Below are 25,382 nucleotides of genomic sequence, written 5' to 3' on the forward strand. Positions count from 1 at the left end.
GTCGGCAAGCCGAAGATCGTCGCCGTCGTGGCCGTCATGCGAAAGCTGCTGACCATTCTCAACGCCATCATCCGCGACCAAAAACCATGGCAAACAGCTTGACAGCCAAGACAGTCGCTCTCCCCGTTAACGGGGAGAAGAGGGCTGGCCGTGACGCCGGCGCGTTTCCTGCAGCGCTGGCGATGAGCGAAACCGGAGGCGACAGCGCCCTTCTCCCCGTTCACGGGGAGAAGATGGCGGCAGCCAGATGAGGGGCGGCGCAGACGCCAAAGAATGTCCAATCAGGGTCGAAGCGACCGCCCTAAAGCCCCTCTGCCCAAGCCTTTATCGTCTCCGCCATCGTCCTCAAATGATCCGCCGTCGAAAACCCCGAGATCGCCTTGCGCGGCTTCAGATCGTGGTCACCATCCTCCAGCCAGATCATCTCGATTGCGTCGGAGAGACCGTAGGTCGCCACCTCGTCCTTTGTGCCGAACTCGTCGCGCGTGCCCTGGAAGATCAGCGTCGGCGTCTTGAGGCCGAGGAGATGTTTTGTCCTCAGTTGCTCGGGCTTGGCCGGCGGATGGAACGGATAGCCAAGGCAGACCAGCCCGGCGATCTCGCCTTTTTCAAACATCTCGTCGGCGACCATAGACGCCACCCGTCCGCCCATCGACTTGCCGCCGATGATAAGCTTGCCCGTGACACCCTTGGCGCGCAGGTCGGCGATCGCCTTGATGTATTCAGGATTCACCGTCTCGGCGCGCGGCGGCGGCTTGCGATGGCCGTAGCGGCGGGCGGCCATGTAGTGGAACTCGAAGCGCGCGACCTGAAAACCGGCTGTGGCCAGAGCCTTGGCGGTGGCGGTCATCGAGGGCGAATCCATCGCGGCGCCGGCGCCGTGGGCGAGCAGGATGCTGACGGGAGCGGTGTCGAAGCCGTCGAAGAGGAAGTGGGTCATGGGGCTGTGCTCGGCGCGACGGCGAAGCTGCTGATCTCCCCCCTTGTGGGGGAGATGGCCGGCAGGACAGAGGGGGGCGCGAAGGAACGCCGACTTCGGCACTTACAAACCGAAAATCTTAGAGGTCGCCGCCGCGAGCCGTTGAGAGGCTGGCGGGACAGCGCCCCCCTCTGTCCTGCCGGACATCTCCCCCACAAGGGGGGAGATTGGCTGTCGCGACGGCCTTCGCCAATCATTGTCACCCCGCTGTCCGCGCCATGTGCAGATCCACGAACTGTATGCCCTTCCGCGCCAGCCTCGCCCATTCGGAGTCGGTATCCAATTCCAGATAGCGCGCCCAAAGCCGGCGGGCTTCGGGAAAATTCCCCGCGTCGAACTCCAACCGCGCCAAATTGAACACCGGGTCGGCATAAGCCTTGTCGAGCGTGATCGCCTTCTGAAGATGGCGGCGGGCCGAGGCCACCTTGCCCTCGTCGCTCATCAGGCCGGCGAGGTTGAACCAGGCCTCGACGAAGCCGGGATCGAGCTTGATCGCCCGCGCATAGTCGTGCGCGGCTTCCGCCACGCGGCTGGCGCCGCGCAGGCAGTTGGCGCGATTGAAGGCGGCGATGGCATCGCTGGGGTCGATCGCCAGGCAGCGCTGGTAGAGCGTGGCCGCGTCATCATGGCGCTCCTCCTCTTCCGCGGTCTCCGCCTCGGCGAAGAGTTCCTCCAGGGTATCGTCTTCAGGACTGCCCAGATCGAACAGCAGCTGGCCGTCGAGTTCGCTCAGACCCTCGTCGAGGTAGATCGCATCGGGACGACCATGCTGCGACCCGACATTGAGCGACTTGGCGGTGAGCGAGGCGACCGGGCCGGAGCGGTGGACGGAGCGCGCGATGGCGCCCCAGGTGGCGCCGCTGGCGATCAGCCCGGCATATTTGCGGGCCAGGATCAGATCGCGGAAGGAATAGGGCTCGCCGTCGTGCTCGAAGGCGTCGAACAGCGACAGCATGTCGAGATCGTCGCCGGCAAGCCGCGACTGGTCGATGAGCGACTGCCTGGACAGCGACGAGGCTTCCGGCGCCTTCATCAGGCCGAGCAGGCGCAGGAACCCGTTCTCGCTGATCAGCGCGCGGCCGGCTTCGCGCTCCGCATTCGTTCGGCGCACGATCTCGGCATCGCCTGTCCTGCCCGTCGCGGCTTTTGCCAGCAGCGTGCGGCCAAAGACGACATGCGTCGTGCGCCGCGTGACGCCGCGCCTCAGCTCGGCATGGCGGCGCTCGACCTCGCGCGCGGCGAGCCGGAGCGGAAAGGCGGCCAGCGCGCCGACGGCGCCGAAGACGGCGCCGGGAACGATGACTGGCCCTGCCGTCACTTCTTGCTCTTGCCGACGGCCTTCAACAGGTTCGCCTTCAGCGGGTTTTCAGGCGCGCCGCCGGCGGCGGCCTTCTTGGCGGCGGGTTTTGCCGGCGCCTCCTCGGCCTTGCTCTTCGACTTGGCCGGCGGCTTGGCGGACTGCGACAGGCTCGCCTTCAGCGCATCCATCAGGTTGATGACGTTGCCGCGCTCGGGCGCCGCCGCGATGATCGGCTTGTGGCCCTTCAGCTTCTCGCGGATCATTGCCATCAGCGCCACCTCGTAGCGATCCTCGTAGTTCTTCGGATCGAAGGTGGTCTCCTTCTGCTTGATCAGCGCCTCGGCCAGCTGCAACATTTCGGGGTCCGGCTTGCCGGCCGGGATGTTGCCGAAATATTCAGCCGTGCCGCGCACTTCGTTGGGATTCCTCAAGGTGCAGACGAACATGCCGTTCTCGCGCGCGCCGATCGTCACCACGCGCTCACGGCTGGACAGCACGAGGCGCGCGATCGCCAGCTTGCCGGATTGGCGCATCGCCTCGCGCAGCACGGCGAAGGTCTCTTCGGCCATGGCTCCGTCGGGAGCCAGGTAATAGGGCGAGTCCTGATAGATGACATCGACCTCGCCTTCGTCGACGAAGGCCTCGATGTTCATCGTGTGGTTGGATTCGATCCTGACCGCATCGAGGTCGGCATCATCGATGATGATGTATTGCTTGTCCTCGTATTCGTAACCCTTGACCAGATCCGAGCGCTCGACCAGCCCTAGCTCGGGATCGACCGGCTTCATGTTGATGCGGTTGTGGGTCTTCTTATGCAGCTGGTTGAACGCAATGCGTTCGCTCGCGCTGGTGGCCGGATAGAGCCGGACCGGACAGCTGACGAGGCTGAGCTTGAGGTAACCTTTCCAACTTGCCCTGGGCGCCATGATGAACTCCTACGCGGCCATGCACTGACTTTATCTTGGAGCATGGTCTTGTCCAAAAACCGGTTCCCACTTTTTGGAACCATGCTCGTTGCAGCGCTCCCGCTCAAGGACGGTTGGCGCCGTGGAAATCCTACACCGACCCCTGAGTGTACTGCCGAATTCCTGACGAAATGTTTTCTGGGACGGGTTGGCGCGGAGAATAGTTCAAATTGTAGGAAGCGTCGATGGAGATGAAACTTAGACGCTGACGAGTTGCCGAAAGCCTTTAATGCTTCGTCATCCTAGGGCGGAGCAAGGAGCGAAGCGACGCGCGCAGACCCTAGGATGACGAAAGACGCGAGGGCTTCGCCTCATGCATGGCCTACCTCCCCTCCATCACCGGCAAATCCCTTGCCGCCTCGTCGATCTCCGCCCAGGGATCGCCCGACGTCTCCAAGAGCCCCGGCAGCGAGGCGTAGTTGAGGTCCTCTGGCGCGTCGATCGTCTCGAGATCCGCCCAGCTTACCGGGGTCGAGGCCGGCAGGTTGGTGCGGGCGCGCAGCGAATAAGGCGCAGCGGAGGTGTGGCCGCGGGCGTTGCGGTGGAAGTCGATGAAGATGCGGCGCTTGCGGTTTTCCTTGCCCATGGTGGTGGTGAAGGTGTCGGGCGCGCTTGCCGCCAGATAGGTCGAGATGGCGCTCGAGGCCTGGTGCAGCTTCTTCCAGTTCTGCTTTCTGGTCACCGGCACGGTGATGTGGATGCCCTTGCCGCCGGAGGTTTTCGCGAAGGGCACCAGCCCCAGGCCCTCCAGCCCGCCCTTGATGTGGACGGCGGCCTCGACCACCTCGCGCCAGGTGATCCCCTCGCCCGGATCGAGGTCGAAAACGATCTGGTCGGGCTTGTCGAGGCTGGTGCGATGCGTGCCCCAGGTGTGGAACTCCACCACGCCGAACTGGGCCAGCGCCAGATAGCCCTTTGCCCCTTCGACCGAGAGATAGGACTTGGTCTCGCCTTCGGAGTTGGTGGCCCCGAAGGTGACGACCGAGGGCGGCATGCCGGTGAAGGCATGACGCTGGAAGAAGCAGTCCTGCGGCTTTCCGGTCGGGCAGCGCACCAGCGACACCGGGCGGCCGATGATGTGCGGCAGCATGAAATCGCCGACCAGCGCGTAGTAGACGGCAATGTCGAGCTTGGTTGGCCCGGTCTTGCCGAACAGCCGGCGCTCCGGATTGGTGACCCAGATGGTGGCGAGGTCGGATTCGGCGATCAGCCGCTTGCGCTTGACCGGCGCCGGCGTCGTCAGTCCGCCGACATCGCGCAATCCGCGAAAGACGCCGTGGCGGATCGCATTGTCGGCGGTGCGGTTGGAATAGCGGATGCGTGCCGACAGCAGCGGCTTCACCCAATGCATCTCGCGCATGATCTCGCGCGGCGCCCCCTCGGGCGGCGTGGCGCCGGCGGTCAGCCGCTCCAGCCGGGCAAGCAGGTCGGTCGCCATATCGCGGTCGAAGCCAGTGCCGACCTTGCCGCGATAGTGCAATTCGCCGTTTTCGAACTCGGCCATGCCCAGCGCCGCCAGACCTTCCGCCCGGTCGGACACGGTATAGCCGGCGATGACGAAATCATCCGTCTTTTGCGCCTTCACCTTGGTCCAGCTCTTGGTGCGGCCACTCTGGTAACTGGCGTCGGCGCGCTTGGAGACGACGCCTTCCAGCCCAAGGTCCGAGGCCTGTTCGTAGAGACCCTGCCCGTCGCCCTCGACATGGTCGCTGAACTGGATGGCGGCGTTGGCAGCCTGGCCGGCGAGCAGTTCGGCAAGCAGCGCCTTACGCTTCTGCAGCGGAGCCTTGCGCAGGTCCCAGCCGTCGAGGTGGAGGAGGTCGAAGGCGTAGAAATGCAATTTGCTGCCGGCGCCGGCCGAGAGCGCGTCCTGCAGCAGCGCGAAACGGGAAATGCCCTTCTCGTCGAGAACCATGATCTCGCCGTCGATGATTGCCTGGCTGACCGGCAGCCTGGCGAAGGCTTGCGGCAGGTCGCCATAGCGCTTCGTCCAGTCGATGCCACCGCGGGTGATCAGCCTGACCTCGCCATCCACGACATGGGCCATGGTGCGGTAACCGTCGAACTTGATTTCGTGCAGCCAGAGCTCGCTGGTGTTTTCCGCCGGCCCCTCGCCGCCCGGCGGCTTCGGCACCTGGGTGGCGAGCTGCGGCTCGATGCGGGAAGGCGGTGCGGCCTTGACGGCGCCGGGCAGCGCGCCGGGCTTCAGCGAGCCGGCTTTCGGCGGCAGACGCTCGGCCTTCCTCGGCGGCGCCGCCAGTTCCTCGATGCGGCGGCCGGACTTCACGCTTTCCGGCCGCGCTTCGAGGATGTCGAGCTTGGTATCGGAAGCGAGGTCGCGCTCCTTGAACAAGAGCCAGTTCTTCTTCGCTTCGTTCTCGCCGGGTTTTGGCTTCAGCCTGGTCAGCATCCAGCCGCCGTTCAGCTTCTCGCCGGCCAGGCGGAACTTGAAGGCGCCGGTGCGAAGCGACTTCTCGACATCCTCCATCGGCGCCCAGGTGCCGGTGTCCCAGACGATCATCGGCCCGCCGCCGTATTCGCCCTCGGGGATGACGCCCTCGAAGTCGATGTATTCGAGCGGATGGTCCTCGGTCTCGACGGCGAGGCGCTTGTCGGCCGGGTTGAGCGAGGGCCCGCGCGGCACCGCCCAGCTCTTCAGCACGCCGCCGACCTCGAGGCGCAGATCGTAGTGGTCGGCGGTGGCATGGTGCTTGTGGACGACGAAGCGGTTGCCCGCATCGAAGACAAGCCCGCCCACCGGCTCCGGTGTGCGGGAGAATTCGCGCTTGGCGCGGTAGGGTTTGAGGTTAGAGGGCATCAGCAACCGGCGCCCGCCAAAGGCAAAAGCCGAGCTCCTTCGCGCCCCCCTCTGGCCTGCCGGCCATCTCCCCCACTTGGGGGGAGATCAGACGTCGCGCCGGCTTTCGCCAATCGCCAACGTTGAACAATGAGGGCCGGCGCCGGAACAGCCAATCTCCCCCCTTGCGGGGGAGATGTCCGGCAGGACAGAGGGGGGCGCTGTCCCGCCAGCCTTGCCATGATCATCCGTGAAAACTCAATCGTCGGCGGCCGGCGTGAGCTCGAGCTCAGCCGGGGTCAGCCCTTGCCTGAGCTGGCTCAGCCGGAACTCATCGACCCAATAGGCCTCGCCGTCGACCAGCACGCGCGCGCTGTATGTGCCACCGGAGAAGCTTTGCGCGGTGACATACACCTTGTGGCGGTCGAGCGCCTTCTTCACCGCGGCGCGGCGGGAGTTTTCTCTGGCGACGGAACTGGCCATGGGCTCACACATCTATGCAGCCTAGGAGCGGCGGCTGGCTATAAGGATGGCGGAGAGCGGCGGGGGAGTCAATTTGGCGGGTGCGATGAGGCGCTGATCTCCCCCCTCGAGGGGGAGATGGCCGGCAGGCCAGAGGGGGTAGTCTAACATAGATCTCCCCCCTGTCTTCGTCGCACAGAGGCGTCGGCGCTTCACGCGCGGCGACCCCCTCTGTCGCCTTCGGCGACATCTCCCCCTCAAGGGGGGAGACTGGCTCTGGCCGGCCCGCCGCTATATCTTCTTGGGCTGAACGAGGAGAGGAACATGACCCACATCCGGGCGATGACGAAAAACGACCTCGCCGAGGTGTCGCGGCTGCTCGGCCAGTCCTGGCGGCGGACCTATTCGCCGATCATGGGCGCCGACACCGCGGCGCGGCTCTCCGACGACAAGCACGCGCCGGAGAAGTTGGCGGTGGAACTCGAGGATAACGACAAGATGTCCTTCGTCGCCGAGCGGCCCAACGGCTCGATCGCCGGTTATGCGATGGCCGCGATGGACGATGGCGGCGACGTCATGCTCGACCGGCTGCACATCGAACCGAACGAGTTCGGCACCGGTCTGGCGACCGATCTGCTGCACGCCGTGCTGGCCGCCCATGCGGGAATTCCCAGCATCGCGCTGGAAGTGATCGAGGGTAACGACCGGGCGATCGCCTTCTACCAAAAGCACGGCTTCGAGGCGGTCGAGCGCAGGCCGGCGGCCCACGGCGTCAGCGGTCACGCCTCGCTGATCATGCGCCGGCTGCTGCCACGGGCCTGAGGCCCTGCCGCTGGACGCCTCGCCTTCGGACCCTATAGTTTAGCCGGGTTGCAAATTCGACCGGAGCAAGACGATGAGCCTGGGCAAGCAGAAACTCGGCAACCAGGGGCTCGTCGTCTCGGCGGTCGGCCTCGGCTGCATGGGCATGAGCCAGTCCTACGGACCGGCCGACGAGGCGGAATCGATCGCGACGCTGCACAGGGCGATCGAGCTCGGCTGCACCTTCCTCGACACGGCCGAGGTCTACGGGCCGTTCATCAACGAGGAGCTGCTCGGCCGCGCGTTGAAGGGCCGGCGTCATAAGGTCACCATCGCCACCAAGTTCGGGTTTCGCATCGTGGACGGCAAGCAGGACGGCACCGGTCGCGACAGCCGGCCCGAGCACATTCGCGAGGTGGTGGAGGCGTCGCTGAAGCGGCTCGACACCGACCATATCGATCTCCTCTACCAGCACCGCGTCGATCCCGGCGTGCCGATGGAGGATGTCGCGGGCACGGTCGGCGAGCTGGTGGCCGAGGGCAAGGTGCGCTTCTTCGGCCTGTCGGAGGCTGGCATCGCCAACATCCGCCGCGCCCATGCGGCGCATCCGGTTTCGGCGCTGCAGAGCGAATATTCGCTGTGGGAGCGCAATCTCGAGCCCGAGATCATTCCGCAGCTGAAGGACCTCGGTATCGGCCTGGTGCCGTTCGCGCCGCTCGGACGCGGCTTCCTCGCCGGCGACGTCAAGCGCGCCGAAGACTATCCGGAGGGCGATTTCCGCCGCGGGGACCCGCGCTACCAGGGCGAGAATTTCGACGCCAATGTCGCGGCGGCCAGCGCGGTGCGCGACGTGGCCGCCGCCAGGGGCGTGAAGCCTGGCCAAATCGCGATTGCCTGGCTGCTCGCCAAGGGCCCGGAATTCGGCATCGACCTCGTGCCGATCCCCGGCACCAAGCGCCGGACATACCTGGAGGAGAATGTCGCCGCTGCCGACATCGGGCTCGACGCCACCGAGATGCTGCTGCTCGACATGGCGCTGACCCCCGACAGGATTTCCGGGCCGCGCTACAACGAGCGAACCATGTCGATGGTGGATCGGTAGCCCAACTTCACGCCGAACTGCGCAGCATCAGTTCGGCGTTGAGCAGGATGCGGGCGTCGCCGCGCTTGGCCGAGGATTTTTCGTCCAGCCGCTCGAGCAGCAGTTCGATGGCGAGACGGCCAATCTCGTTGTAGTTCTGCGCCACCGTCGTGATCGGCGGGCAGGCGTAGCGCGACAGCGGGTGGTCGTCGTGCCCGGCGACCCGCAGGTCGCAATCAGCGCCATGTCCCACCTTGAGGCCGAGCTGAAAGGCGGCGCCGAGTACGCCGAAGGCGACGCGGTCGTTGGCGCACAGCACCGTTTTGGTCGGGAAACCGCCGGCCTTCAGGATGCGCGTCGCCTCGTCATAGCCGAACTTCTCGAAATCCCACGAGCGGGCGTCCTCGACCGGCACGATGCGCGGCGCCATCTTGAACTGGTGCATGGCCTCGACATAGGCCTCCTGCCTGGCGGAGGCGTTGTTGTTGACCAGCGGCATGGCGAAGTAGCAGGGCGGCTCGCCGGACCGGCAGAGGTAGTCCACGATCAGCCTGAAACTCTGCCGGTTGTCGGTGCCGACGAAGGAGGAGGTCTGGTCGAGCGGCGAGTCGACATAGATCAGCGGGATCGAAGCGCCGAGCTCGGCCAGGATGCGGTGGTGCGACTGCACGCCGAGCGGCGCGATGATGGCGCCGGCGATGTTCATCGAGCGGAACGTCTGGATCGCCTGGTCTTCCATCTCGGCGCGCCCGTCTGAGGACAGCACGAAGGCGAGGAAGCCGGCCTCGTTGGCGATCAGCTCGATGCGGCGCGTCAGCGCCATGTAGAACGGGTCGGTTGAATTCGGGATGATGACGCCCAGGATGTTGCTGCGGCGGCGATTGAGGTTGACCGCGAACATGCTCGGTCGGAAATCGGATTTCTTCAGCGCCGCCTCGATGGCGCTGCGCGTGTTCTTCCTGACCGAGTTGGGATCGTTGAAATATTTGGAAACGGTCGTGCGAGACAAGCCGACGAAGTCCGAGAAATCCTCCATCGTCCTGATCGTCTTTGCCATTCACAGGCCCCCTGTTCGACCCTTCCCGTCACTCTCTACGTGAGTCACCATCTCGCGCAAAGCTGCAACGCTTCGACCGCGCCAGGCCAGTTTACGAGTCGATGGGAGTGGCCGCGCGTTTTCACTCACATGTCCGCCGAAAACTGCACTTTCATCGTCGCCGGATCGCCGCCGCTCTTGGCGAAGAAGGGCAAAAGCTCGGCAAGCGGCAATCGGTGGCTGACCAGCCGCGCCATGGTGCCGTCGTCGCGCTTGAGGATGTCGAGCGCCTGCGGAATGTTGCGGTTCAGCGAATGCGAGCCGGCCAGCCTGATCTGGCGGCGGAAGATCTCGAAAGGCGCGACCGAGATCCTGGCGTCGGGCGCGCAGACGCCGAAGACGAGCGCCGTGCCGCCATCGGCTGTGAAGCCGACCATGCCTTCGACCACGCCGGCGACGCCGGTGGCGTCGGCGACGAAGTCGAAGCCTTTCGCCCTTGCCGCCAGCGCCTGCGATCCGGACACCAGCGGCTCCAGCCCGAGCGCCTCGGCGAAGGCAAGCCGGGGCTCGCTGATGTCGGCGACCGCGACGCTCACCACCCCCCTCGCCTTCAGCGACAGCGCCAGCAGCAGGCCGATCGGGCCGGCGCCGAAGACCAGCGCGGTGCCGGGCACGCGCGCGCCTGGCTCGATGCCGGCGGCGCCGAGACCGTTCAGCACGCAGGCGAGCGGCTCGGCCAGCGCGGCGGTGGCGAAGCCGAGATCGCCGATGTCATGCAGGTGACCGACGGCGACGAGGCTGAATTCGGCGAAGCCGCCGTTGGCGGTCACGCCGTAGGCTTTCAGCGAGGTGCACAGATTGGTGAGTCCCTTCCGGCAGGCAGCGCAGTGGCCACAGGGAATGTTGGGATCGACGGCGACGCGGTCGCCAGGCTTCACGGAGGTGACGTCGGCGGCGACCGCCTCGACGGTTCCGGCATATTCATGGCCGGGAACCAGCGGGAACGCGCCTTCGCCGTAGCGGCCGTGCAGGACCTCGATGTCGGTGTGGCAAAGCCCGGCGGCGCGGACCCTGACCAGAGCATGTCCCGGCGCGATCTCCGGCATGTCCAGCTCCGCCATGCCGGCGACGCCTGCGGCGGCAAATCGGATGGCTTTCATGTCATTCTCCCAGATGGCAACGCCTCAGCTCATCCAGTTGCCGCCGTCCACATTGTAGGTCTGGGCGAGGATGTAATCACTGTCGGACGAGGCGAGGAAGACGGCGAGCCCGGCAATGTCCTCCGGCCGCGCGAAGCGCCCGATCGGCACGGACTTCGCCACTGCCGCTTTCTTCTCGCCCGGCTTCAGGCCCTCCCAGCGGGCGAAGTGGGCGTCGACGACGTCCCAATGCTCGCCGTCGACGACACCGGGCGCGATCGCGTTGACGTTGATGCCGTGCTTGACCAGCGCCAGTGCCGCCGACTGCGTGGCCGAGATGATCGCCGCCTTGGAGGCGCAGTAGAGCGTCACCAGCGCCTCGCCGCGGCGACCGGCCTGGCTCGCCATGTTGATGATCTTGCCGCCACGGCCGCGCGCTATCATCAGATTGGCGACGGCCTTCATCATGAACAGCGGCCCCTTGAGGTTGATGCCGAAGACCTTCTCGTAGCTCGCCTCGGTAATGTCGGTGATCGGCGCCATGTCAAAGATGGCGGCGTTGTTGACGAGGATGTCGATGCCGCCGAACTCGCGGTCGACCTCGGCGGCAACGCTCTCGATCGCGGCGAGATCGGTTACGTCGAGCTTCTTCGCGCTGGCCGCCGGACCGATCGCGGCGGCGGCAGCGGTCGCACGTCCGATATCGATATCGGCGATCACCACCCTGGCACCCTCGCGGGCGTAGGCTTGCGCAAAGCCAAGGCCGATGCCGCGCGCGCCGCCGGTGATGAGGGCAGTCTTGTTGTTCAGCTTCATGTCCAACTTTCCAAAATTTCGAAAACGATATCCGGGCGGCCCAGAAAGTTGCCTGTCAGCCGGCGCGGAACGCACGGACCCGCTTTGCTCTTGCGGGATCCGTGCATCCTCCGGGCCCGCTTGCAACGGGAGGTCTGGGCGGGCCGGATCGCCAGGGGCGGCACGCTTTGCGCCCCTGGCTAGTTTAGGGCGCTATTTGATGTAGCCCGCTTCCGTCATCGTGCGCTCCACCTCGGCCTGTACGCCATTCAGCGCGTCATCGACCGACTGCTCGCCTGTGACCGCGGCGGCAACCGCCTGGCCGACCTGCGTGCCAATGCCCTGGAATTCAGGGATGGCGACGAACTGGATGCCGGTATAGGGCACCGGATCCTTGGTCTGCTTGGTCGGATCGGCGGATTCGATCGCCGAAAGCACCGTCGCGGCGAAGGGCGCCGCCTTCTGGTAATCGGCGCTGGCATAGGTGGACTTGCGCGTTCCCGGCGGCGCCGCCACCCAGCCTTCGGTCTCGCCGACGCGCTGGACATAGGCCTTCGAGGTCGCCCATTTGACAAAGGACTTCGCCGCGTCCGCCTTCTTGGTCGAGGCCGGGATGGCGAGGCTCCAGGCCCAGCCCCAGGCCGAACCGTTGGGGGTGACCGCGACCGGCGCCTTGGCGAAGGCGACCTTGTCGGCGACCTTGCTCTGCTTCGGGTCATAGACGCGGCCCGCCGCGGACGTGGCGTCGATCCACATGGCGCAATGACCGGAGGCGAACAGCGTCTGGTTCTCGTTGAAGCCGTTGGAGCTGATGCCGGGAGGTCCATCCTTCTTCATGGTGTCGACATACCAGCCGATCGCCTTCTTCCACGCGTCGGAATTGATCTGCGGCTTCCAGTCCATGTCGAACCACTGGCCGCCGAAGGTGTTCACCAGCGTGCCGACGAAGGCCATGTTCTCGCCCCAGCCCGGCTTGCCGCGTAGGCAGAGCCCGTACTGCTCCTTCGACTTGTCGGTGAGCTTGTCGGCAAATTCCGTGATCTGATCGTAGGTCGGCTGCTCCGGCATCTTCAGGCCGGCGGCGTCGAACAGGTCCTTGCGGTAGAGCGTGAACGAGCTTTCGGCATAGAACGGCACCGCATAGAGCTTGCCGTCGACGGTCAGGCCGTTGCGAACCGGCGCGATCAGGTCGTCATAGTCATAGTCGTCGCCGAGATCGTTGAGCGACGTCAGCCAGCCGGCCTTGCCCCAGATCGGCGTCTCGTAGCCGCCGATGGTGAGCACGTCGAACTGGCCGCCCTTGGTGGCGATGTCGGTGGTGACGCGCTCGCGCAGCACGTTCTCTTCGAGCGTGACCCAGTTGACCTTGTTGCCGGTCGCCTTCTCCCACTCCGGCGATAGCTTCTGCATGATGATCATGTCGCCATTGTTGACCGTGGCGACGGTGATTTCCGTGGCGGGCGCGGCGCCTGCCGCCAGCGCCGAGGCTGCGGCCGATACGGCGAGAATCCCGATAAGCTTACGCGTTGGCATTTCGTCTCCTCCTTTACGAATGCGCATGTGTAAGTGAACATGCGTATATATTCTATTGCGCCACAGGAATTTTGAGTCAAGCCGCTTGCGCGTTGATTTTCGACGCCCCGCCCTCGCCTGACGGTAAAATTTTCATCGAAATGCGTTACACATAAGGCTTCGCGCGCATTAAAATAAATGAACATGCGTGTAGTTTCTGTTGACTTCGCCTTCGCCGCGATTTACCCCGGCTACAGCCTGGCGCTATCGTGCAGCCGGGGCGCGGCGTGGTCAGCGCCCGGCAAGGCTGAGGGAGAGAAGGAAATTGCAGGAATGAGCCGCCGAAGCGAGATCGCCGCCGAAGCCGCGGGGCCGACAATTGTCGCCGGCGAGATCCTGGTCGAGATCATGGCGACCGAGCAGGGCCTCGGCTTCCTCGAGCCGCTGGCGCTGATGGGTCCCTATCCGAGCGGCGCGCCGGCTATCTTCATCGACCAGGTGGCGAAGCTCGGCGGCGGCGCCGGCATCGTCGCCTGCGTCGGCCGCGACGATTTCGGCACCATCAATCTGGAACGGCTGAAGCGTGACGGCGTCGACATTTCGGCCGTGTCGGTCAGCGACCGCTTCCCGACCGGAAGCGCCTTCGTCCGCTACAGGCCGGACGGCGGCAGGGACTTCGTCTACAACATCGCCGAATCCGCCGCCGGGCAGATCCGCCTCACACCGGAGGCGCGACGACTGGCGGACGATGCCGGCCATCTGCACGTGATGGGCTCGACGCTGTCGGTAGCGGGGCTGAAGGAGATCGTCGCCTATGCCGCGAAGGCGGTGCGCGGCCGCGGCGGCTCGACCTCCTTCGACCCGAATGTGCGCAAGGAGCTGATCGACGGGGCCGACGGGGCGCTGCTTTCCGCCCTTGTCGACGACGCCGATCTTCTGCTGCCTTCCGGCGACGAGCTGCTTGCCGCGGCCGGCGTCAACGACGAGAAAGAGGCCGTGGCGGCGCTGATCGCCAGAGGCGTCGGCGAGATCGTGCTGAAGCGCGGCGCCGCCGGCTCAACCCGTTTCGGCGCCGACGGCAGCCGGATCGACTGCGCCGGCTTCCTGGTCGAGGAAGTCGACCCGACCGGGGCCGGCGACTGTTTCGGCGCCACCTACCTCACCTGCCGGCGCAAGGGGATGGAGCCGGCCAAGGCGCTGTTCTATGCCAATGCCGCGGGCGCCCGCAACGTGACGCGGCGCGGGCCGATGGAAGGCCTGGCCGGCTTCGACGTGCTTGACGACTTCATCGCCGGGACGGCGCGAGCGACATGATGACCAATCCGCTGACAGGCCTCGCCACCGCGCGCCGGGGAGGATCGCCCTACGGCATCACCTCGATCTGCTCGGCGCATCCGCTGGTGATCCAGTCGGCGATCCGGCGCGCCGTCGCCGACACGGATTCGATGCTGCTGATCGAGGCGACCTGCAACCAGGTCAACCAGTTCGGCGGCTATACCGGGATGACGCCCGACCTGTTCGTCGCCTTCGTCCAGGAGATCGCCAGCCGCGAGGGGCTCCAGCCCTCGCGCATCATCTTCGGCGGCGACCATCTCGGGCCGAACCCCTGGCGCTCCGAGCCGGCGGCGCAGGCGATGGCCAAGGCCGAAGCCATGGTCACGGCCTATGTCTGGGCCGGCTTCAGCAAGATCCATCTCGACGCCTCGATGGGCTGCGCCGGCGAGCCCGCCGCCCTCGACGACGAGACCATCGCGGCGCGGGCTGCCCGGCTCGCCAAGGCAGCAGAGAAGGCTGCTCGGGCCAAGGGCGGCGCGCTGCCGCTCTACATCATCGGCACCGAGGTTCCCGTCCCCGGCGGCGCCGATCACGCGCTCAGCGACCTGAAGCCAACCGAAGCGGCGGCAGCGCGGCGCACGATCGAAATCCATCGCGAGATTTTTGCGCGCGAAGGCCTCGGTGAAGCGTTCGGCCGCGTCATCGCTTTGGTCGTGCAGCCGGGCGTCGAGTTCGGCAGCGAGAACGTCATCGCCTACAAGCCGGAAGCATCGAAAGCGCTGACCGCACTGCTCGATGAACAGCCGTCGCTCGTCTACGAGGCGCACTCCACCGACTACCAGAGCCGCGCGGCACTGGCGGCGCTGGTCGCCAACGGCTTTCCGATCCTCAAGGTCGGCCCGGGCCTGACCTTCGCCTTGCGCGAGGCGCTCTACGGGCTCGACCTGATCGCCGCTGAAATGGTCCCCGGCTATGGCGACCGCTCGCTTGCCCGCACGATGGAGCGGGTGATGCTGGCGGCGCCCGGCCATTGGCGCAGCCATTATCATGGCGGCGAGACCAGCCTCTATCTGCAGCGTCACTACAGCTACAGCGATCGCATCCGCTACTATTGGAGCAATCCCGCGGCCAGCGTCGCCGTCGGCCGCCTGCGCGAGGTGCTTACCGGCGTCGACATCCCAGAAACGCTGATGCGGCAGTTCCTGCCGACGCTGCCGGCGGGCCTGGGGCCGGCGAGCGATCCCGAAGCCATCCTGCTCGCGGCGGTCGATGCGGTGCTGGCGGATTACGAGGCGGCGTGCCGGGGCGGGTGAGCTAAACCGGAGATGCCGGCGGGACAGCCCCTACTCAAACCCCGCCGCCGGCGCCCGCGGCCCGTCGTCCTCCTCCGGCGGCTCGAGGATCTCGATCAGCCGCGCCACCCGCGCGCCCGGCAAATGGCGACCCTCATTGACCAGCGCCTCGTCGGCGCCGATCCAGGCGAAGGCCTCGCGCAGTTCTCCAAGGCTGGCGCCGGTCAGCGCGATGTCGGCGAGGACGGCCTCGTCCACCGGACCCAGCACTGAAATGATGTCGTCGCGTGTCATTGTCACCTCCGCGCCGGCCCGGCGCCGAAGGGCCCGGCCCTGGCGACGGAATCTGGGGCGCGAAATCGGATAGGCAATGGCAGAGCCGGGTTTGGCGCGGATTCGAAACGCGATCCTCGGCGAGCGGGCGTCAGGCGCCGGAATGTGGATCGATGCTGTAAGGATGGACGGGATAGTCGGGACCGATCGCGTCCCGCACCCGGCCGATCCACGCCGTCACGAACGGATAGTCCGCGAGCTTAAAGCCGCAATCCTCGGCGCGGTGGCTGTAGGCATAGACGGCGATGTCGGCAATGGTGAGAGTGTCACCGACAAGGAACGCTCCGTCGACGAGGCTGCGCTCCAGCGCCGCCAGCGTACGGGCGCCGGCTTCGCGCTTGCCCGAAACCATCGCCTGGTTGCGCTCGAGCCGCCCGGTCAGGATCCAGTAGCGCAGCGAGCCAATCACCGGCTCGACATAGTACTGCTCGAAGAACAGCCATTGCATCACCTTGGCGCGGAGAAGCCGGTCTGCCGGCAGATAGGATGTGCCCTCCGCGACGCAGACGAGGATCGCGTTGGACTCGGCGATCGCCTGCCCGTTCTCAACGGCGAGCACCGGCACGGCGCCGGCCGGGTTGAGCTTGAGGAAAGCCTCCGTGTGGCTCTCGCCCTCGAAAATCGAGACGACGCGGGTTTCGTAGGCGATGCCGAGCAAGCCGAGCAGAACCCTCACCTTCCAGCCATTCTGCGACGGCAGATAATCGTAGAGCGTGAGCATGGTGGTCCTTTCGTGCAATCGGGACCGGCTTCGCATAGCGCAGGGGTATGGTCCACCCGATCTATGCTAGGCCCCGAAGCGGCTCTGAACGGCCGCCGGCGATGTCTACGTGCGGACCGAAGAACTCAAAGAGCTCCTGCATCTGAGGCAGCATGTCCCATCCTCTGGTCGGCATGAGTGTCGTTTGTCCCCTCGTCGTCGGAAGCCGCCCTCATCCCCGCTTCTCGATATCGGCGGCCACGGCCATAGCTTCCAGGCCGATTTCGCGCAGCAGGCCGGTGACGGGATTGTGGAAGCCGACGAGGTAGAGGCCGAGTTCCGAGGAGCGGGCATTGACGCCGCTCTTCTGCGGCCTGAGCTCCGCCGGCAGGAAGTTGTCGTAGGCCGGGCGGTAGCCGGTGGCGAGGATGACGGCGTCGAATTCCTCCTGCCCGCCGTCGACGAAGGTGGCGCCGCGCTCGCCGAAGTGCTTGACGTCGGGTGCCACCTTGATCCGGCCGGCCTTGATCGCCGCCACGGTGCCGACATCGATGACCGGAATGCGGCCGGCGTCGATCTGCTTCAGGATGCCTTCCTTCGGCCTGACGATGCCGTATTTCTCGAGCTTGCCCAGCGCCAGGTCGAGGATGATTGGGAACATGCGGTCGTTGAGGCCCTGCGGCATCGGCCGGGTGGCGATGCCCACCATCTGGATCGGCACGCCGAACAGCTGGCGCGGCACGATGTGCACGCCCTTGCGCACCGAGAGCGTCGGGTGGGCGCCACTCTCGGCAAGGTCGAGCGCGATCTCGGCGCCGGTGTTGCCCATGCCGATGACCAGCACCGTCCTGCCGAAAAAAGGGGCCGCCTCGGTATAGTCGGCGCTGTGCAGCACCTTGCCCTTGAAGGTCTCGATCCCGGGAAAGCTGGGGACGATGGGCTCGGCATTGTTGCCGCTGGCGACGACGACATGGCGCGCCGTCAGCGCGTCGGATCCCGTCTCGACGCGGAAACCGTCCTTGTCGCGGCGGATGCTGTCGACCGTCACGCCGAAGCGCGGCCTGAGCTCGAAACGTTCGGCATAGGCGTCGAGATAGGCCACCACCTTCTCGCGCGGCACATAGCGCGGATGGTCGCTGGGGAACGGCACGAAGGGCAGCGAGGAGAAGGACTTCACCGTATGCAGATGCAGCCGCCGGTAGTGCCGCCGCCAGGCCGGCGCCACCTCCGAGGCCTTTTCAAGCATAAGGAAATCCACCCCCGCCCGGCGCAGGCAAGCGCCGACGGCAAGCCCGGCCGGCCCGGCGCCGACGATCACGACATTGGTATCCAAGCGGTTTCCTCCCCTCCCAGGTCATGGCAGGCTATGCCGGGAGGTGCAGGCTGGACAAGTGGGGTGCGGCGCTTCCCTTCTCCCCCTCAGCCCAGCCCCGCCAGCTTCGCCGCGTCGCGAATGGCGTTGACGGCGCCCGGGTTGGTCACGGGATAGCCCGAGATGAAACCCTCGACGGAAAAGTCGGGGAACTCGGCCGCGAGCCGCGCCACGAATCCGGCCGCCTCGGTGCTGTCGCCCGAAGCCGCATGGGAGAGCGCCAGGAACATCAGCACATTGGGCGAGTCCGGCGTGGTTCGGCGCAAGGCCGCGATGGCTTCCCGGTGCCGGCCGGCGCAGAACAGGACGCGGCCGTGCATGCCGAAATACCAGGGCGGAGCGAGCGGATTGAGGCGCATGGCGCGCTCGATGAGCGGGATCGCCTCGGCCGGATCGCCTGCGACCAGCGCCTTGCTGCCGGCAAGCAGCGCCAGCGTGTCGGCATGGTTGGGGCCGCATTCGAAGGCCCTTTTGTAGTCACGCTCCGCGGCATCGAGGTCGCCGAGGCATCCCATGAGATCGCCGAAGCAGTTGCAGGCGCTGCTGTCGAAGGGATCGAGCCGGATCGCATTTTCGACCGCCGCGCGCCATTTCTCGATCGATGCCTGCGGATCGCGGCCAAAGCAGTTGCCGGCTTCGATCGAATAGGCGTAGGCGAGCTCGGTCCAGGCCCTGACCAGCGTCGGGTCGAGTTCCAGCGCACGTGAAAACAGCCGGATCGCTTCCGCATTGCCGGCGCGGCTGAAGGTGTTGTGCTGCTCGACGCCAAGCAGATAGAGATCATAGGCGCGCAGGCTGGCCGGCGGCTTGCGGCGAACCGCGTTGCGCCCGATCGTGGCGATCGCTCCGAAACAGCCGGCGAGCACATTGATGACGCTTTCGGTCAGGCTGTCCTGACAGCGCGAAGATGTCCTCGACCGGACGGTCGTAGCGCTCGCTCCAAAGGCTGACGCCGTTCCTCGCATCGGCGAGCTCGATGGTCAGCCGAATGCGGGTGTCGTCGGCGCGCAGTTGGCCCGACAAGATATAGGCGGCGCCCAGCGCCTTGCCGTCGGCCACGAAATCGGCCGGCTTGCTGCCCAGCGATTTCATGGTGTGGAAGGCAATGACCGGCAGGTCCGCATAGCGCGCAAGGTCGACGGTGATGTCCGACGACAGGCCGTTGGCGAAGCGGCGCCAGCGCTCTTCGTCGCTCAGGCACTCGATCGGGAATATCGCCAGCACCGGCGAAGCGCCGGGCAAGGCCGACGGCTTGTCCGGCGGCAAGCTGGCAATGCCATTGAGGTGCGCGGCAAGCGCCACCTTGTTGCGCACGCCGAGCTTCTCGTAGATCGCGGCAAGATGGGTGCGCACGGTCGACGGCGCGATGAACAGCGCCTCGCCGATCTGGCGATAGGTCAGCCCGGCCGCGAATTTTTCCGCCACGGCGCGCTCGCGCTCGGATAGAGCCGGCGAGGACGGTGAAGACGTGGCCGCTGTCGCGTTGTGGTTCATGCAGATCCCTTGCCCGCGGGCGCACGCGCCATCAACGCCTGCCGTGGCAAAATACTACAAATGCAGGACCTAAAACACCGCATCTGGCCGATCCCCTCGCGGGCACAGGAGGTGCAAGCTTCCTTGCAGCAACAGGCTGTAACCATGGGAGGTTTTCATGCGAGGTGTTTCGATCGGACTGGCATGCGCAATCGTGGGTTTTTCTTCCCCGTCGCAGTCATTCGCAAGCGGGTGCAGGCAAATGCTGGAATCGGACGTCAAGATTGCCAGCATGCGGCTTTATGCCGACATACTGGCCAATGCCGCCCGCAATGGCTGGGACTACGCGCCGGAGGCGATCGTCAGCGGCTCGAAGCGGCATTTCGATGAGATGAAGCTGCAATTGATCGCCGCCGGCTATGAGATCGTCTCCGTCGGCGCCCGCCCGCACTGTCCCCGCTTCGACACGCTGGCGAGCGAATAGCAACGAAAAGCCGGGATCGCAGGCCGCGGCGCTGAAAGCCGATTTCAGCAAAATATCAGCAGCCGTTCAGGACGGCGAGCGCGCGTTGGGGCAATGTTGAAGCAATACAGGCCTAGCGACTGCGAACCACTGACCCTGGAGATCGATCATGCGTGAGAAGGCTGAAAGAGCGCTTTGGTCCTCGATGCTGGCGCAGGAGGAAACGCAGCGCATCCTGTCGATGGGCGTCGCCGGGCTCATCTGTGGGGAAGCCAATGAGATGCTGGCCTATTTCGAACGGCAGGCGCCTTGCGAGACGCCAGCCCCGTCCGCCAAACGGCCGGGCCTATGGCCTCGAATTCGCCACGTCCTGCCGCACAGTGTTTTTCCGGGGAGCTTCTTTCGGGCTTGACCTTGCCGGCATTCTGCCTCTCCGATAGTCGCCGCGCGAATGGGCGCGGCGATGGGGCAAGGGCTTGTCGCAACAGTTCGGCAATGCGGTTATCGATCTTGAACTGGGCACGCTCAGGCGTGACGGCGAGATCGTGCCGGTGCGGCCGAAGACCTTCGACCTTCTTGCGTTCCTGATACGCAATTCCGGCCGGGTGCTGGGCAAGGACGAATTGTTGCAGGCTGTCTGGCCAGGCATCATCGCCACCGAGGATTCGCTCACCCAGTGCATTCGCGACGCGCGCAAATCGATCGGCGACGAAGCGCAGGCGCTGATCCGTACCGTTCCCCGGCGCGGCTATCTGTTCCAGGTCGCGGAAACCCGGGCCAACGATCAGCCTGGGCAGATGGCGCCCCAAGCCGGACGCGCGGCCGAACCGATGGTCGCCATCCTGCCGTTCAGCGTCGAGGCCGGCGACACCACCGGCAGGGTGTTGTTCGACGGCGCGGTCGAGGAAATCACCAACGCGCTGTCGTGCTTCAAGACCGTCGCGGTGCTGGCTCGCCATTCGGCCTTCGTGCTGGCTGAGCATTGGACGGAGGATATCAACGCGACCGCCTTGCGGCTTGGCGCCGACTACATCGCGGAAGGCAGCGTGGAATCCGCCGGGGATGGCTACAGCGCTCGCGTCGTGCTCACCGAGACGATATCCGGACGTCGCGTCTGGATACAGAATTTCACATTCGCCAAAGGCGAGATCTTCGCCTTCCAGAAAACGGTCGCACAACGGATCGCGATGGCGCTGGTCGCCAATATTGAAAGCGCCGTCATGCGCCGCAGCCAGCCCGCATCCGCGTCAAATGTCGAGGCCTATCTCCACCTGCTGCGCGGCATGGCCCTGCTGCGCAGCTATGGCGAAGGCGTGAACGAGGAGGCGCGCAGGCATCTCCTCATGGCGCTCGAACGGGACCCGAATTCGGGCCTTGCGCATGCCTACCTGGCGCTCGCCGATTTGATCATAGGAGGCTATTCCGGCGCGCCGCGCGCCGTGCTCGACCAGGCGCGCGACCGGGCGCTGCATGCTATCGCGCTCAGCCCCGACGAGGGGCGATGCCACAGGATCCTGGCGCTTACCCTGCTCTACCGGGGTTGCGACGAGTACGACGCCGCCGAAAAGCATCTTGCCCGTGCGCTGGACCTCAACCCCTACGATGCCGACACGCTCGCACAGACCGGCTACTTCAAGGCGCTGCGCGGCGATGGCGAAGCCGGGCTGGCTCTGCTCGACCAGGCCATTCAGCTCAACCCGATGCATCCGAGCTGGTATTATTTCGACCGCGGCGTAGCCTTGTTCGTTGCTGGACGCTACCGCGAGGCCGCAACCTCCTTTTCCTCCCTGCCGCGCAAAAGTGTCTGGCAATGGGCGCGGCTGGCGGCTTGCCACGCGCTCGACGGCGACACCGAGAAAGCCAGGGCTTGCGTCAGGGAAGGCCGCGCGCTGGATTCGGGCCTGACCATGGCGGAAATCCTTGCAGACCTGCGCTTGGAGTGCGCCGAGGATTGTGAACGGTTGCGGATCGGTCTCGAACGGGCCGGCTGGGACAACACGCCGGCATAGCCAGTCCGCCACGCAACGGGCATGATGGAAGGCGATCGCCCGCCGACTCGGGCTCCAAGTCCGCGGGGGCGCATGAAACCAGCCATCCTTTTGCTTTTGCTCGCGGCCATGCTGCCCTCCGCACCGGCGCGGGCCGGCGACTGGAAGCCGGTGGAAAAGGTCGAGACCTACGCCATCTCCGGCCAGACCGCGCCCGAGCTCTATGCTTCGGTCGGTGAAAACGGCCCGCTCATTGGCGAGAGCAAGAAGCGCGTCATCGCGCATACCAATTTCAAGCTGACCTGGCAGCGCGACTACGACGACAAGGCCGGGGGCGGCGCCTGCGTGCTAAAATCGGCGCGGCCAAAGCTCATCATCACCTACACGCTGCCGAAGCCGACCGGTCCGCTGCCGGCGGGCTTGCAGAAGCGCTGGGACGGCTTCGCCGCAGGCCTCGCCGCGCATGAGAAGGTGCATGGCGGTCAGATCATCGACATGGTGCAAAAGATCGAAGCGCTCAGCGTCGGACTGACCGTCGCCGACGACCCCGGCTGCAAGAAGATCAGGACCGAGCTCACCCAGCGCCTGGCCGAACTCTCGCAGACGCAGCGCCAGGCCAGCCGCGACTTCGACCGCGTCGAATTCGGGTCGGGCGGCAATCTGCAGAGGCTGGTGCTGGCGTTTGTGAATGGGGAATGAGCCCAGCTCGGGCAAGGACATCCGAACATTTGCGATGACGATCTCCACCCTGGCGAGAAAATTGGTAGATTCGTGATTCGAGGAATGCGGCGCCATTCAAGCATTGGCTTATATAACCCCGGCGAGCTTACCAGTAGATCGATACACGCTGGAATAGCACAGCTATGCGTGGACCTCCGTCTAAGGCCTATCTACGTTCATTTACCCTGAGCGCTTAGGCAGATCTGCTTCCCACCGCCGCTTTACACGCAGGGTTGGTAGCGCTACCGTTTGCCCAGTCGCGTGACCAAGGGGGGAGCCTTGGTAGCTGTCGCCGGCTGGTGTGGTGGATTGAGGTTCCCGCCGTTTTGACGGGATCCGCTTCAGCACCATGTCAGAAAGAACATGGAGTCTTGCGGACGTCGCAGGACCCAGCCGGGAGGATTTCGATGGCGTCTGTCGCGATTGCCGATGTCTACAAGTCATTCGGAAGCGTCGAGATCCTTCACGGCGTCAGCGTGGACATAGAGGACGGTGAATTCGTCACCCTGGTGGGGCCATCCGGCTGCGGAAAATCCACCCTTCTCAGGATGATCGCCGGCCTGGAAAAGATCTCGCGCGGCGAGATCGCGATCGGCGAGCGTGTCGTCAACAACGTCGCGCCAAAGGAGCGCGACGTCGCCATGGTGTTCCAGAACTACGCGCTCTACCCACATATGACGGTTGCCGAGAACATGGCGTTCTCGCTGATGCTAAAAGGTGTCTCCAAGGCAGAAAGCGAAGCCGGCGTCCGGCGCGCGGCCGAGATCCTTGGGCTGGTGCCCTTGCTGTCGCGCTATCCGCGCCAGCTTTCAGGCGGCCAGCGCCAGCGCGTCGCCATGGGCCGGGCGATCGTGCGCAATCCGGCCGTCTTCCTGTTCGACGAACCGCTCTCAAACCTCGACGCCAAGCTCCGGGTGCAGATGCGTGCCGAGATCAAGGAGCTGCACCAGCGGCTAAAGACCACGACGGTCTATGTCACACACGACCAGATCGAGGCGATGACCATGGCCGACAAGATCGTCGTCATGCATGACGGCCTCGTCGAGCAGATCGGGCCACCGCTGGAACTCTACGACCGGCCAAACAATCTCTTCGTCGCCTCCTTCATCGGCTCGCCCGCCATGAACCTGCTCAAGGGCGGGATTGCGACCGATGGCTCGCCATCCTTTCGCGGCGCAGGCGAGATTTCCGTGCCTTTGGCGGCGACGCCGTCGATCAGCAATGGCGAACCGGTGGTGCTGGGAATACGGCCCGAGCACCTGAGGCTGTCCGAGGCGGGGATTCCGGTCACTGTCGCGGTGGTCGAGCCGACCGGCTCGGAGGTGCAGCTCATCGGCCGGACAGAAGGCGGCGAGGAGATCGTCGCGAACTTCCGGGAGCGCCATTCCTTTACGCCAGGTGAAACCATCCGGCTCTCGGCCGAGCCCGGCCTCATCCATCTCTTTCACGGCGAAACCGGAAAGCGGTTCGAGATGGGCACCAGGCCGTAAGAACGACTGAGCGAGGAAACTGACAGGAGGAGACCACCATGAAATTCACCAGACGTGACGTGATCCGCACGACCGCCGGCGTGGCGGCGGGAGCCTTGGGAAGCCGGTTCGTCGGCTCTCCCGCCCTGGCCCAGGAAGGCCTGAAATACAAGCCGGAGGACGGCGCGAAGCTCAGGCTGCTGCGCTGGTCGCCCTTCGTGCAGGGCGATGAGGACCAGTGGCTGGCCAACACCAAGCGGTTCACCGAGGCGACGGGCGTCGAGGTTCGCGTCGACAAGGAAAGCTGGGAAGACATCCGTCCCAAGGCGGCGGTCGCCGCCAATGTCGGTTCCGGTCCCGACCTGATGTTCGTCTGGTTCGACGACCCGCATCAATACCCCGACAAGCTGCACGACGTGACCGAGCTGGGTGAGTATCTGGGCTCGAAATATGGCGGCTGGTATGACGGACCGAAGCAGTACGCGACCCGGGAAGGCAAATTCCTCGGTCTGCCGCTCGCCACCATCGGCAATGCCATCGTCTACCGCGAAAGCTGGGTGAAGGAGGCCGGATTCGCGGAATTTCCCAAGGACACGGCGGGCTTCCTCGAGCTTTGCAAGGCCCTACAGGCGAAGGGACATCCGGCCGGCTTCACGCACGGCCACGGCGTCGGCGACGGCAACAACTACGCGCACTGGCTGCTCTGGAGCCATGGTGGCCAGATGGTCGACGAGAGCGGCAAGGTCGCGATCAACAGCCCGGAGACGCTGAAGGCGATCGACTACGCGCAGCAGCTCTACAAGACCTTCATTCCGGGGACCGAGAGCTGGCTCGACGTCAACAACAATCGTGCCTTCCTGGCCGGCGAAGTGAGCGTCATCGCCAACGGCATTTCCGCCTACAACACTGCCAAGATCAACAAGGACAAGGATCCCAAACTGGACGAAATCGCCAAGGACATCCGCACGACCAACCTGCCGATCGGCCCGGTCGGAAAGTCGGTCGAGCTGTTCCAGGTGACCACGGCCGTCATCTTCGACTACACGCCCTACCCCAACGCAGCCAAAGCCTATCTGCAGTTCATGTTCGAGGATCCGCAGATGTCGGACTGGATCACCTCCTCCGCGGGCTACTGCTGCCAGACGCTGAAAGCCTTCGACAACAATCCCGTGTGGAAGGCCGATCCGAACAACGCCGCCTACGCGAAGGCCTCGGCGACGCTGCGTCCCAACGGCTATGCCGGGCCGCTCGGCTACGCCTCGGCCGCGACCATGGCAGACTACGTGCTGGTCGACATGTTCGCCAAGGCGGTGACCGGCCAGGCCACGCCGCAGGAGGCGATGGAAGAGGCGGAGAAGCGCGCCAACCGCTACTACCGGGTTTGATCATCGCCCGGCCGGGCAGCTGCGCTGCCCGGTGAGGGTGCGCAA

General features: G+C 65.4%; 24 protein-coding genes and 1 pseudogene. 11 read left to right on the forward strand and 14 right to left on the reverse strand.

Going from position 1 to position 25,382, the window contains the following annotated elements; genetic code table 11:
• Nucleotides 1-102, forward strand: a pseudogene (locus tag EN857_RS03115) (IS110 family transposase); the annotation flags it as partial.
• A gap of 199 nt (nucleotides 103-301) precedes the next feature.
• Here the strand turns inward: EN857_RS03115 and EN857_RS03120 are convergent.
• From EN857_RS03120 to EN857_RS03140, 5 genes are all read right to left on the reverse strand, one after another.
• Complete coding sequence (locus EN857_RS03120) at nucleotides 302-940, reverse strand: alpha/beta family hydrolase (protein ID WP_127394260.1); 639 nt, start codon at nucleotides 938-940, stop codon at nucleotides 302-304.
• Nucleotides 941-1,178: 238 nt separating this feature from the next.
• Complete coding sequence (locus EN857_RS03125; protein WP_128273452.1) at nucleotides 1,179-2,297, reverse strand: tetratricopeptide repeat protein; 1,119 nt, start codon at nucleotides 2,295-2,297, stop codon at nucleotides 1,179-1,181.
• The gene (locus EN857_RS03130) at nucleotides 2,294-3,205 is read right to left on the reverse strand and encodes a Ku protein (protein WP_127394150.1); all 912 of its coding nucleotides are present in this window, start codon (nucleotides 3,203-3,205) and stop codon (nucleotides 2,294-2,296) included. The genes EN857_RS03125 and EN857_RS03130 overlap by 4 nt, the downstream gene beginning before the upstream one ends.
• A 361-nt stretch (nucleotides 3,206-3,566) precedes the next feature.
• Nucleotides 3,567-6,062: a DNA ligase D gene (gene ligD / locus EN857_RS03135; protein WP_135857977.1), complete on the reverse strand. Its 2,496-nt coding sequence runs from the start codon at nucleotides 6,060-6,062 to the stop codon at nucleotides 3,567-3,569.
• A 237-nt stretch (nucleotides 6,063-6,299) separates the two neighbouring features.
• Complete coding sequence (locus EN857_RS03140; RefSeq protein WP_127286561.1) at nucleotides 6,300-6,524, reverse strand: hypothetical protein; 225 nt, start codon at nucleotides 6,522-6,524, stop codon at nucleotides 6,300-6,302.
• 303 nt (nucleotides 6,525-6,827) lie between these two features.
• Between EN857_RS03140 and EN857_RS03145 the strand changes: the two genes are divergently transcribed.
• On the forward strand, nucleotides 6,828-7,325 hold the full coding sequence (locus EN857_RS03145; RefSeq protein ID WP_127393605.1) for a GNAT family N-acetyltransferase: 498 nt from the start codon (nucleotides 6,828-6,830) through the stop codon (nucleotides 7,323-7,325).
• Nucleotides 7,326-7,398: 73 nt separating this feature from the next.
• Nucleotides 7,399-8,406 (forward strand): aldo/keto reductase, encoded by a 1,008-nt coding sequence (locus EN857_RS03150; protein ID WP_127393606.1) that lies wholly within the window; start codon nucleotides 7,399-7,401, stop codon nucleotides 8,404-8,406.
• Between the two features lie 7 nt (nucleotides 8,407-8,413).
• On the opposite strand, the gene EN857_RS03155 is transcribed toward EN857_RS03150, so the two are convergent.
• The 4 genes from EN857_RS03155 to EN857_RS03170 form a co-directional block, all read right to left on the reverse strand.
• Nucleotides 8,414-9,421: a LacI family DNA-binding transcriptional regulator gene (locus EN857_RS03155; RefSeq protein WP_187331247.1), complete on the reverse strand. Its 1,008-nt coding sequence runs from the start codon at nucleotides 9,419-9,421 to the stop codon at nucleotides 8,414-8,416.
• A gap of 146 nt (nucleotides 9,422-9,567) precedes the next feature.
• Complete coding sequence (locus EN857_RS03160) at nucleotides 9,568-10,581, reverse strand: zinc-dependent alcohol dehydrogenase family protein (protein ID WP_127393608.1); 1,014 nt, start codon at nucleotides 10,579-10,581, stop codon at nucleotides 9,568-9,570.
• A gap of 24 nt (nucleotides 10,582-10,605) precedes the next feature.
• The gene (locus EN857_RS03165) at nucleotides 10,606-11,376 is read right to left on the reverse strand and encodes an L-iditol 2-dehydrogenase (protein ID WP_127393609.1); all 771 of its coding nucleotides are present in this window, start codon (nucleotides 11,374-11,376) and stop codon (nucleotides 10,606-10,608) included.
• A 192-nt stretch (nucleotides 11,377-11,568) separates the two neighbouring features.
• The gene (locus EN857_RS03170; protein WP_187331170.1) at nucleotides 11,569-12,888 is read right to left on the reverse strand and encodes a sugar ABC transporter substrate-binding protein; all 1,320 of its coding nucleotides are present in this window, start codon (nucleotides 12,886-12,888) and stop codon (nucleotides 11,569-11,571) included.
• A 312-nt stretch (nucleotides 12,889-13,200) separates the two neighbouring features.
• On the opposite strand from EN857_RS03170, the gene EN857_RS03175 reads away from it, so the two are divergent.
• Nucleotides 13,201-14,181 (forward strand): sugar kinase, encoded by a 981-nt coding sequence (locus EN857_RS03175; protein ID WP_128346699.1) that lies wholly within the window; start codon nucleotides 13,201-13,203, stop codon nucleotides 14,179-14,181.
• On the forward strand, nucleotides 14,181-15,455 hold the full coding sequence (locus EN857_RS03180; RefSeq protein WP_127392373.1) for a D-tagatose-bisphosphate aldolase, class II, non-catalytic subunit: 1,275 nt from the start codon (nucleotides 14,181-14,183) through the stop codon (nucleotides 15,453-15,455). The genes EN857_RS03175 and EN857_RS03180 overlap by 1 nt, the downstream gene beginning before the upstream one ends.
• Before the next feature lie 30 nt (nucleotides 15,456-15,485).
• On the opposite strand, the gene EN857_RS03185 is transcribed toward EN857_RS03180, so the two are convergent.
• The 5 genes from EN857_RS03185 to EN857_RS35460 all read right to left on the reverse strand — a co-directional run bounded on the left by EN857_RS03185 (nucleotide 15,486) and on the right by EN857_RS35460 (nucleotide 19,333).
• Complete coding sequence (locus EN857_RS03185) at nucleotides 15,486-15,728, reverse strand: hypothetical protein (RefSeq protein WP_127310050.1); 243 nt, start codon at nucleotides 15,726-15,728, stop codon at nucleotides 15,486-15,488.
• Nucleotides 15,729-15,858: 130 nt separating this feature from the next.
• The gene (locus EN857_RS03190) at nucleotides 15,859-16,488 is read right to left on the reverse strand and encodes a glutathione S-transferase family protein (RefSeq protein ID WP_127287141.1); all 630 of its coding nucleotides are present in this window, start codon (nucleotides 16,486-16,488) and stop codon (nucleotides 15,859-15,861) included.
• Between the two features lie 211 nt (nucleotides 16,489-16,699).
• The gene (locus EN857_RS03195; protein WP_127287142.1) at nucleotides 16,700-17,800 is read right to left on the reverse strand and encodes an NAD(P)/FAD-dependent oxidoreductase; all 1,101 of its coding nucleotides are present in this window, start codon (nucleotides 17,798-17,800) and stop codon (nucleotides 16,700-16,702) included.
• A gap of 86 nt (nucleotides 17,801-17,886) precedes the next feature.
• A complete protein-coding gene (locus EN857_RS35455) occupies nucleotides 17,887-18,705 on the reverse strand; it encodes a tetratricopeptide repeat protein (RefSeq protein WP_245511263.1) in 819 nt (272 codons plus the stop codon).
• Nucleotides 18,620-19,333 carry a LuxR C-terminal-related transcriptional regulator gene (locus EN857_RS35460; RefSeq protein WP_245511264.1) on the reverse strand — a complete coding sequence of 238 codons (714 nt, stop codon included), beginning with the start codon at nucleotides 19,331-19,333 and terminating at the stop codon, nucleotides 18,620-18,622. The genes EN857_RS35455 and EN857_RS35460 overlap by 86 nt, the downstream gene beginning before the upstream one ends.
• Before the next feature lie 241 nt (nucleotides 19,334-19,574).
• Here EN857_RS35460 and EN857_RS03205 point away from each other — a divergent pair, with 241 nt between their 5' ends.
• The 6 genes from EN857_RS03205 (at nucleotide 19,575) to EN857_RS03230 (ending at nucleotide 25,337) form a co-directional block, all read left to right on the forward strand.
• On the forward strand, nucleotides 19,575-19,796 hold the full coding sequence (locus EN857_RS03205; protein ID WP_127392369.1) for a hypothetical protein: 222 nt from the start codon (nucleotides 19,575-19,577) through the stop codon (nucleotides 19,794-19,796).
• 148 nt (nucleotides 19,797-19,944) lie between these two features.
• Entirely contained in the window at nucleotides 19,945-20,187 is a 243-nt protein-coding gene (locus tag EN857_RS03210; protein ID WP_127285802.1) for a hypothetical protein, read from the forward strand.
• Nucleotides 20,188-20,251: 64 nt separating this feature from the next.
• Nucleotides 20,252-21,784: a winged helix-turn-helix domain-containing protein gene (locus EN857_RS03215; protein ID WP_127392368.1), complete on the forward strand. Its 1,533-nt coding sequence runs from the start codon at nucleotides 20,252-20,254 to the stop codon at nucleotides 21,782-21,784.
• Nucleotides 21,785-21,856: 72 nt separating this feature from the next.
• Nucleotides 21,857-22,462, forward strand: a complete 606-nt coding sequence (locus EN857_RS03220) for a DUF922 domain-containing protein (RefSeq protein ID WP_135857982.1) — start codon at nucleotides 21,857-21,859, stop codon at nucleotides 22,460-22,462.
• 428 nt (nucleotides 22,463-22,890) lie between these two features.
• The gene (ugpC, locus tag EN857_RS03225) at nucleotides 22,891-23,973 is read left to right on the forward strand and encodes a sn-glycerol-3-phosphate ABC transporter ATP-binding protein UgpC (protein ID WP_127285799.1); all 1,083 of its coding nucleotides are present in this window, start codon (nucleotides 22,891-22,893) and stop codon (nucleotides 23,971-23,973) included.
• 38 nt (nucleotides 23,974-24,011) lie between these two features.
• The gene (locus EN857_RS03230; protein ID WP_127285798.1) at nucleotides 24,012-25,337 is read left to right on the forward strand and encodes an ABC transporter substrate-binding protein; all 1,326 of its coding nucleotides are present in this window, start codon (nucleotides 24,012-24,014) and stop codon (nucleotides 25,335-25,337) included.
• The last annotated feature ends 45 nt before the right edge of the window (nucleotides 25,338-25,382 follow it).

It is taken from the genome of Mesorhizobium sp. M4B.F.Ca.ET.214.01.1.1 (assembly GCF_004791545.1).
GTDB classification, from domain to species: Bacteria; Pseudomonadota; Alphaproteobacteria; order Rhizobiales; family Rhizobiaceae; genus Mesorhizobium; species Mesorhizobium abyssinicae.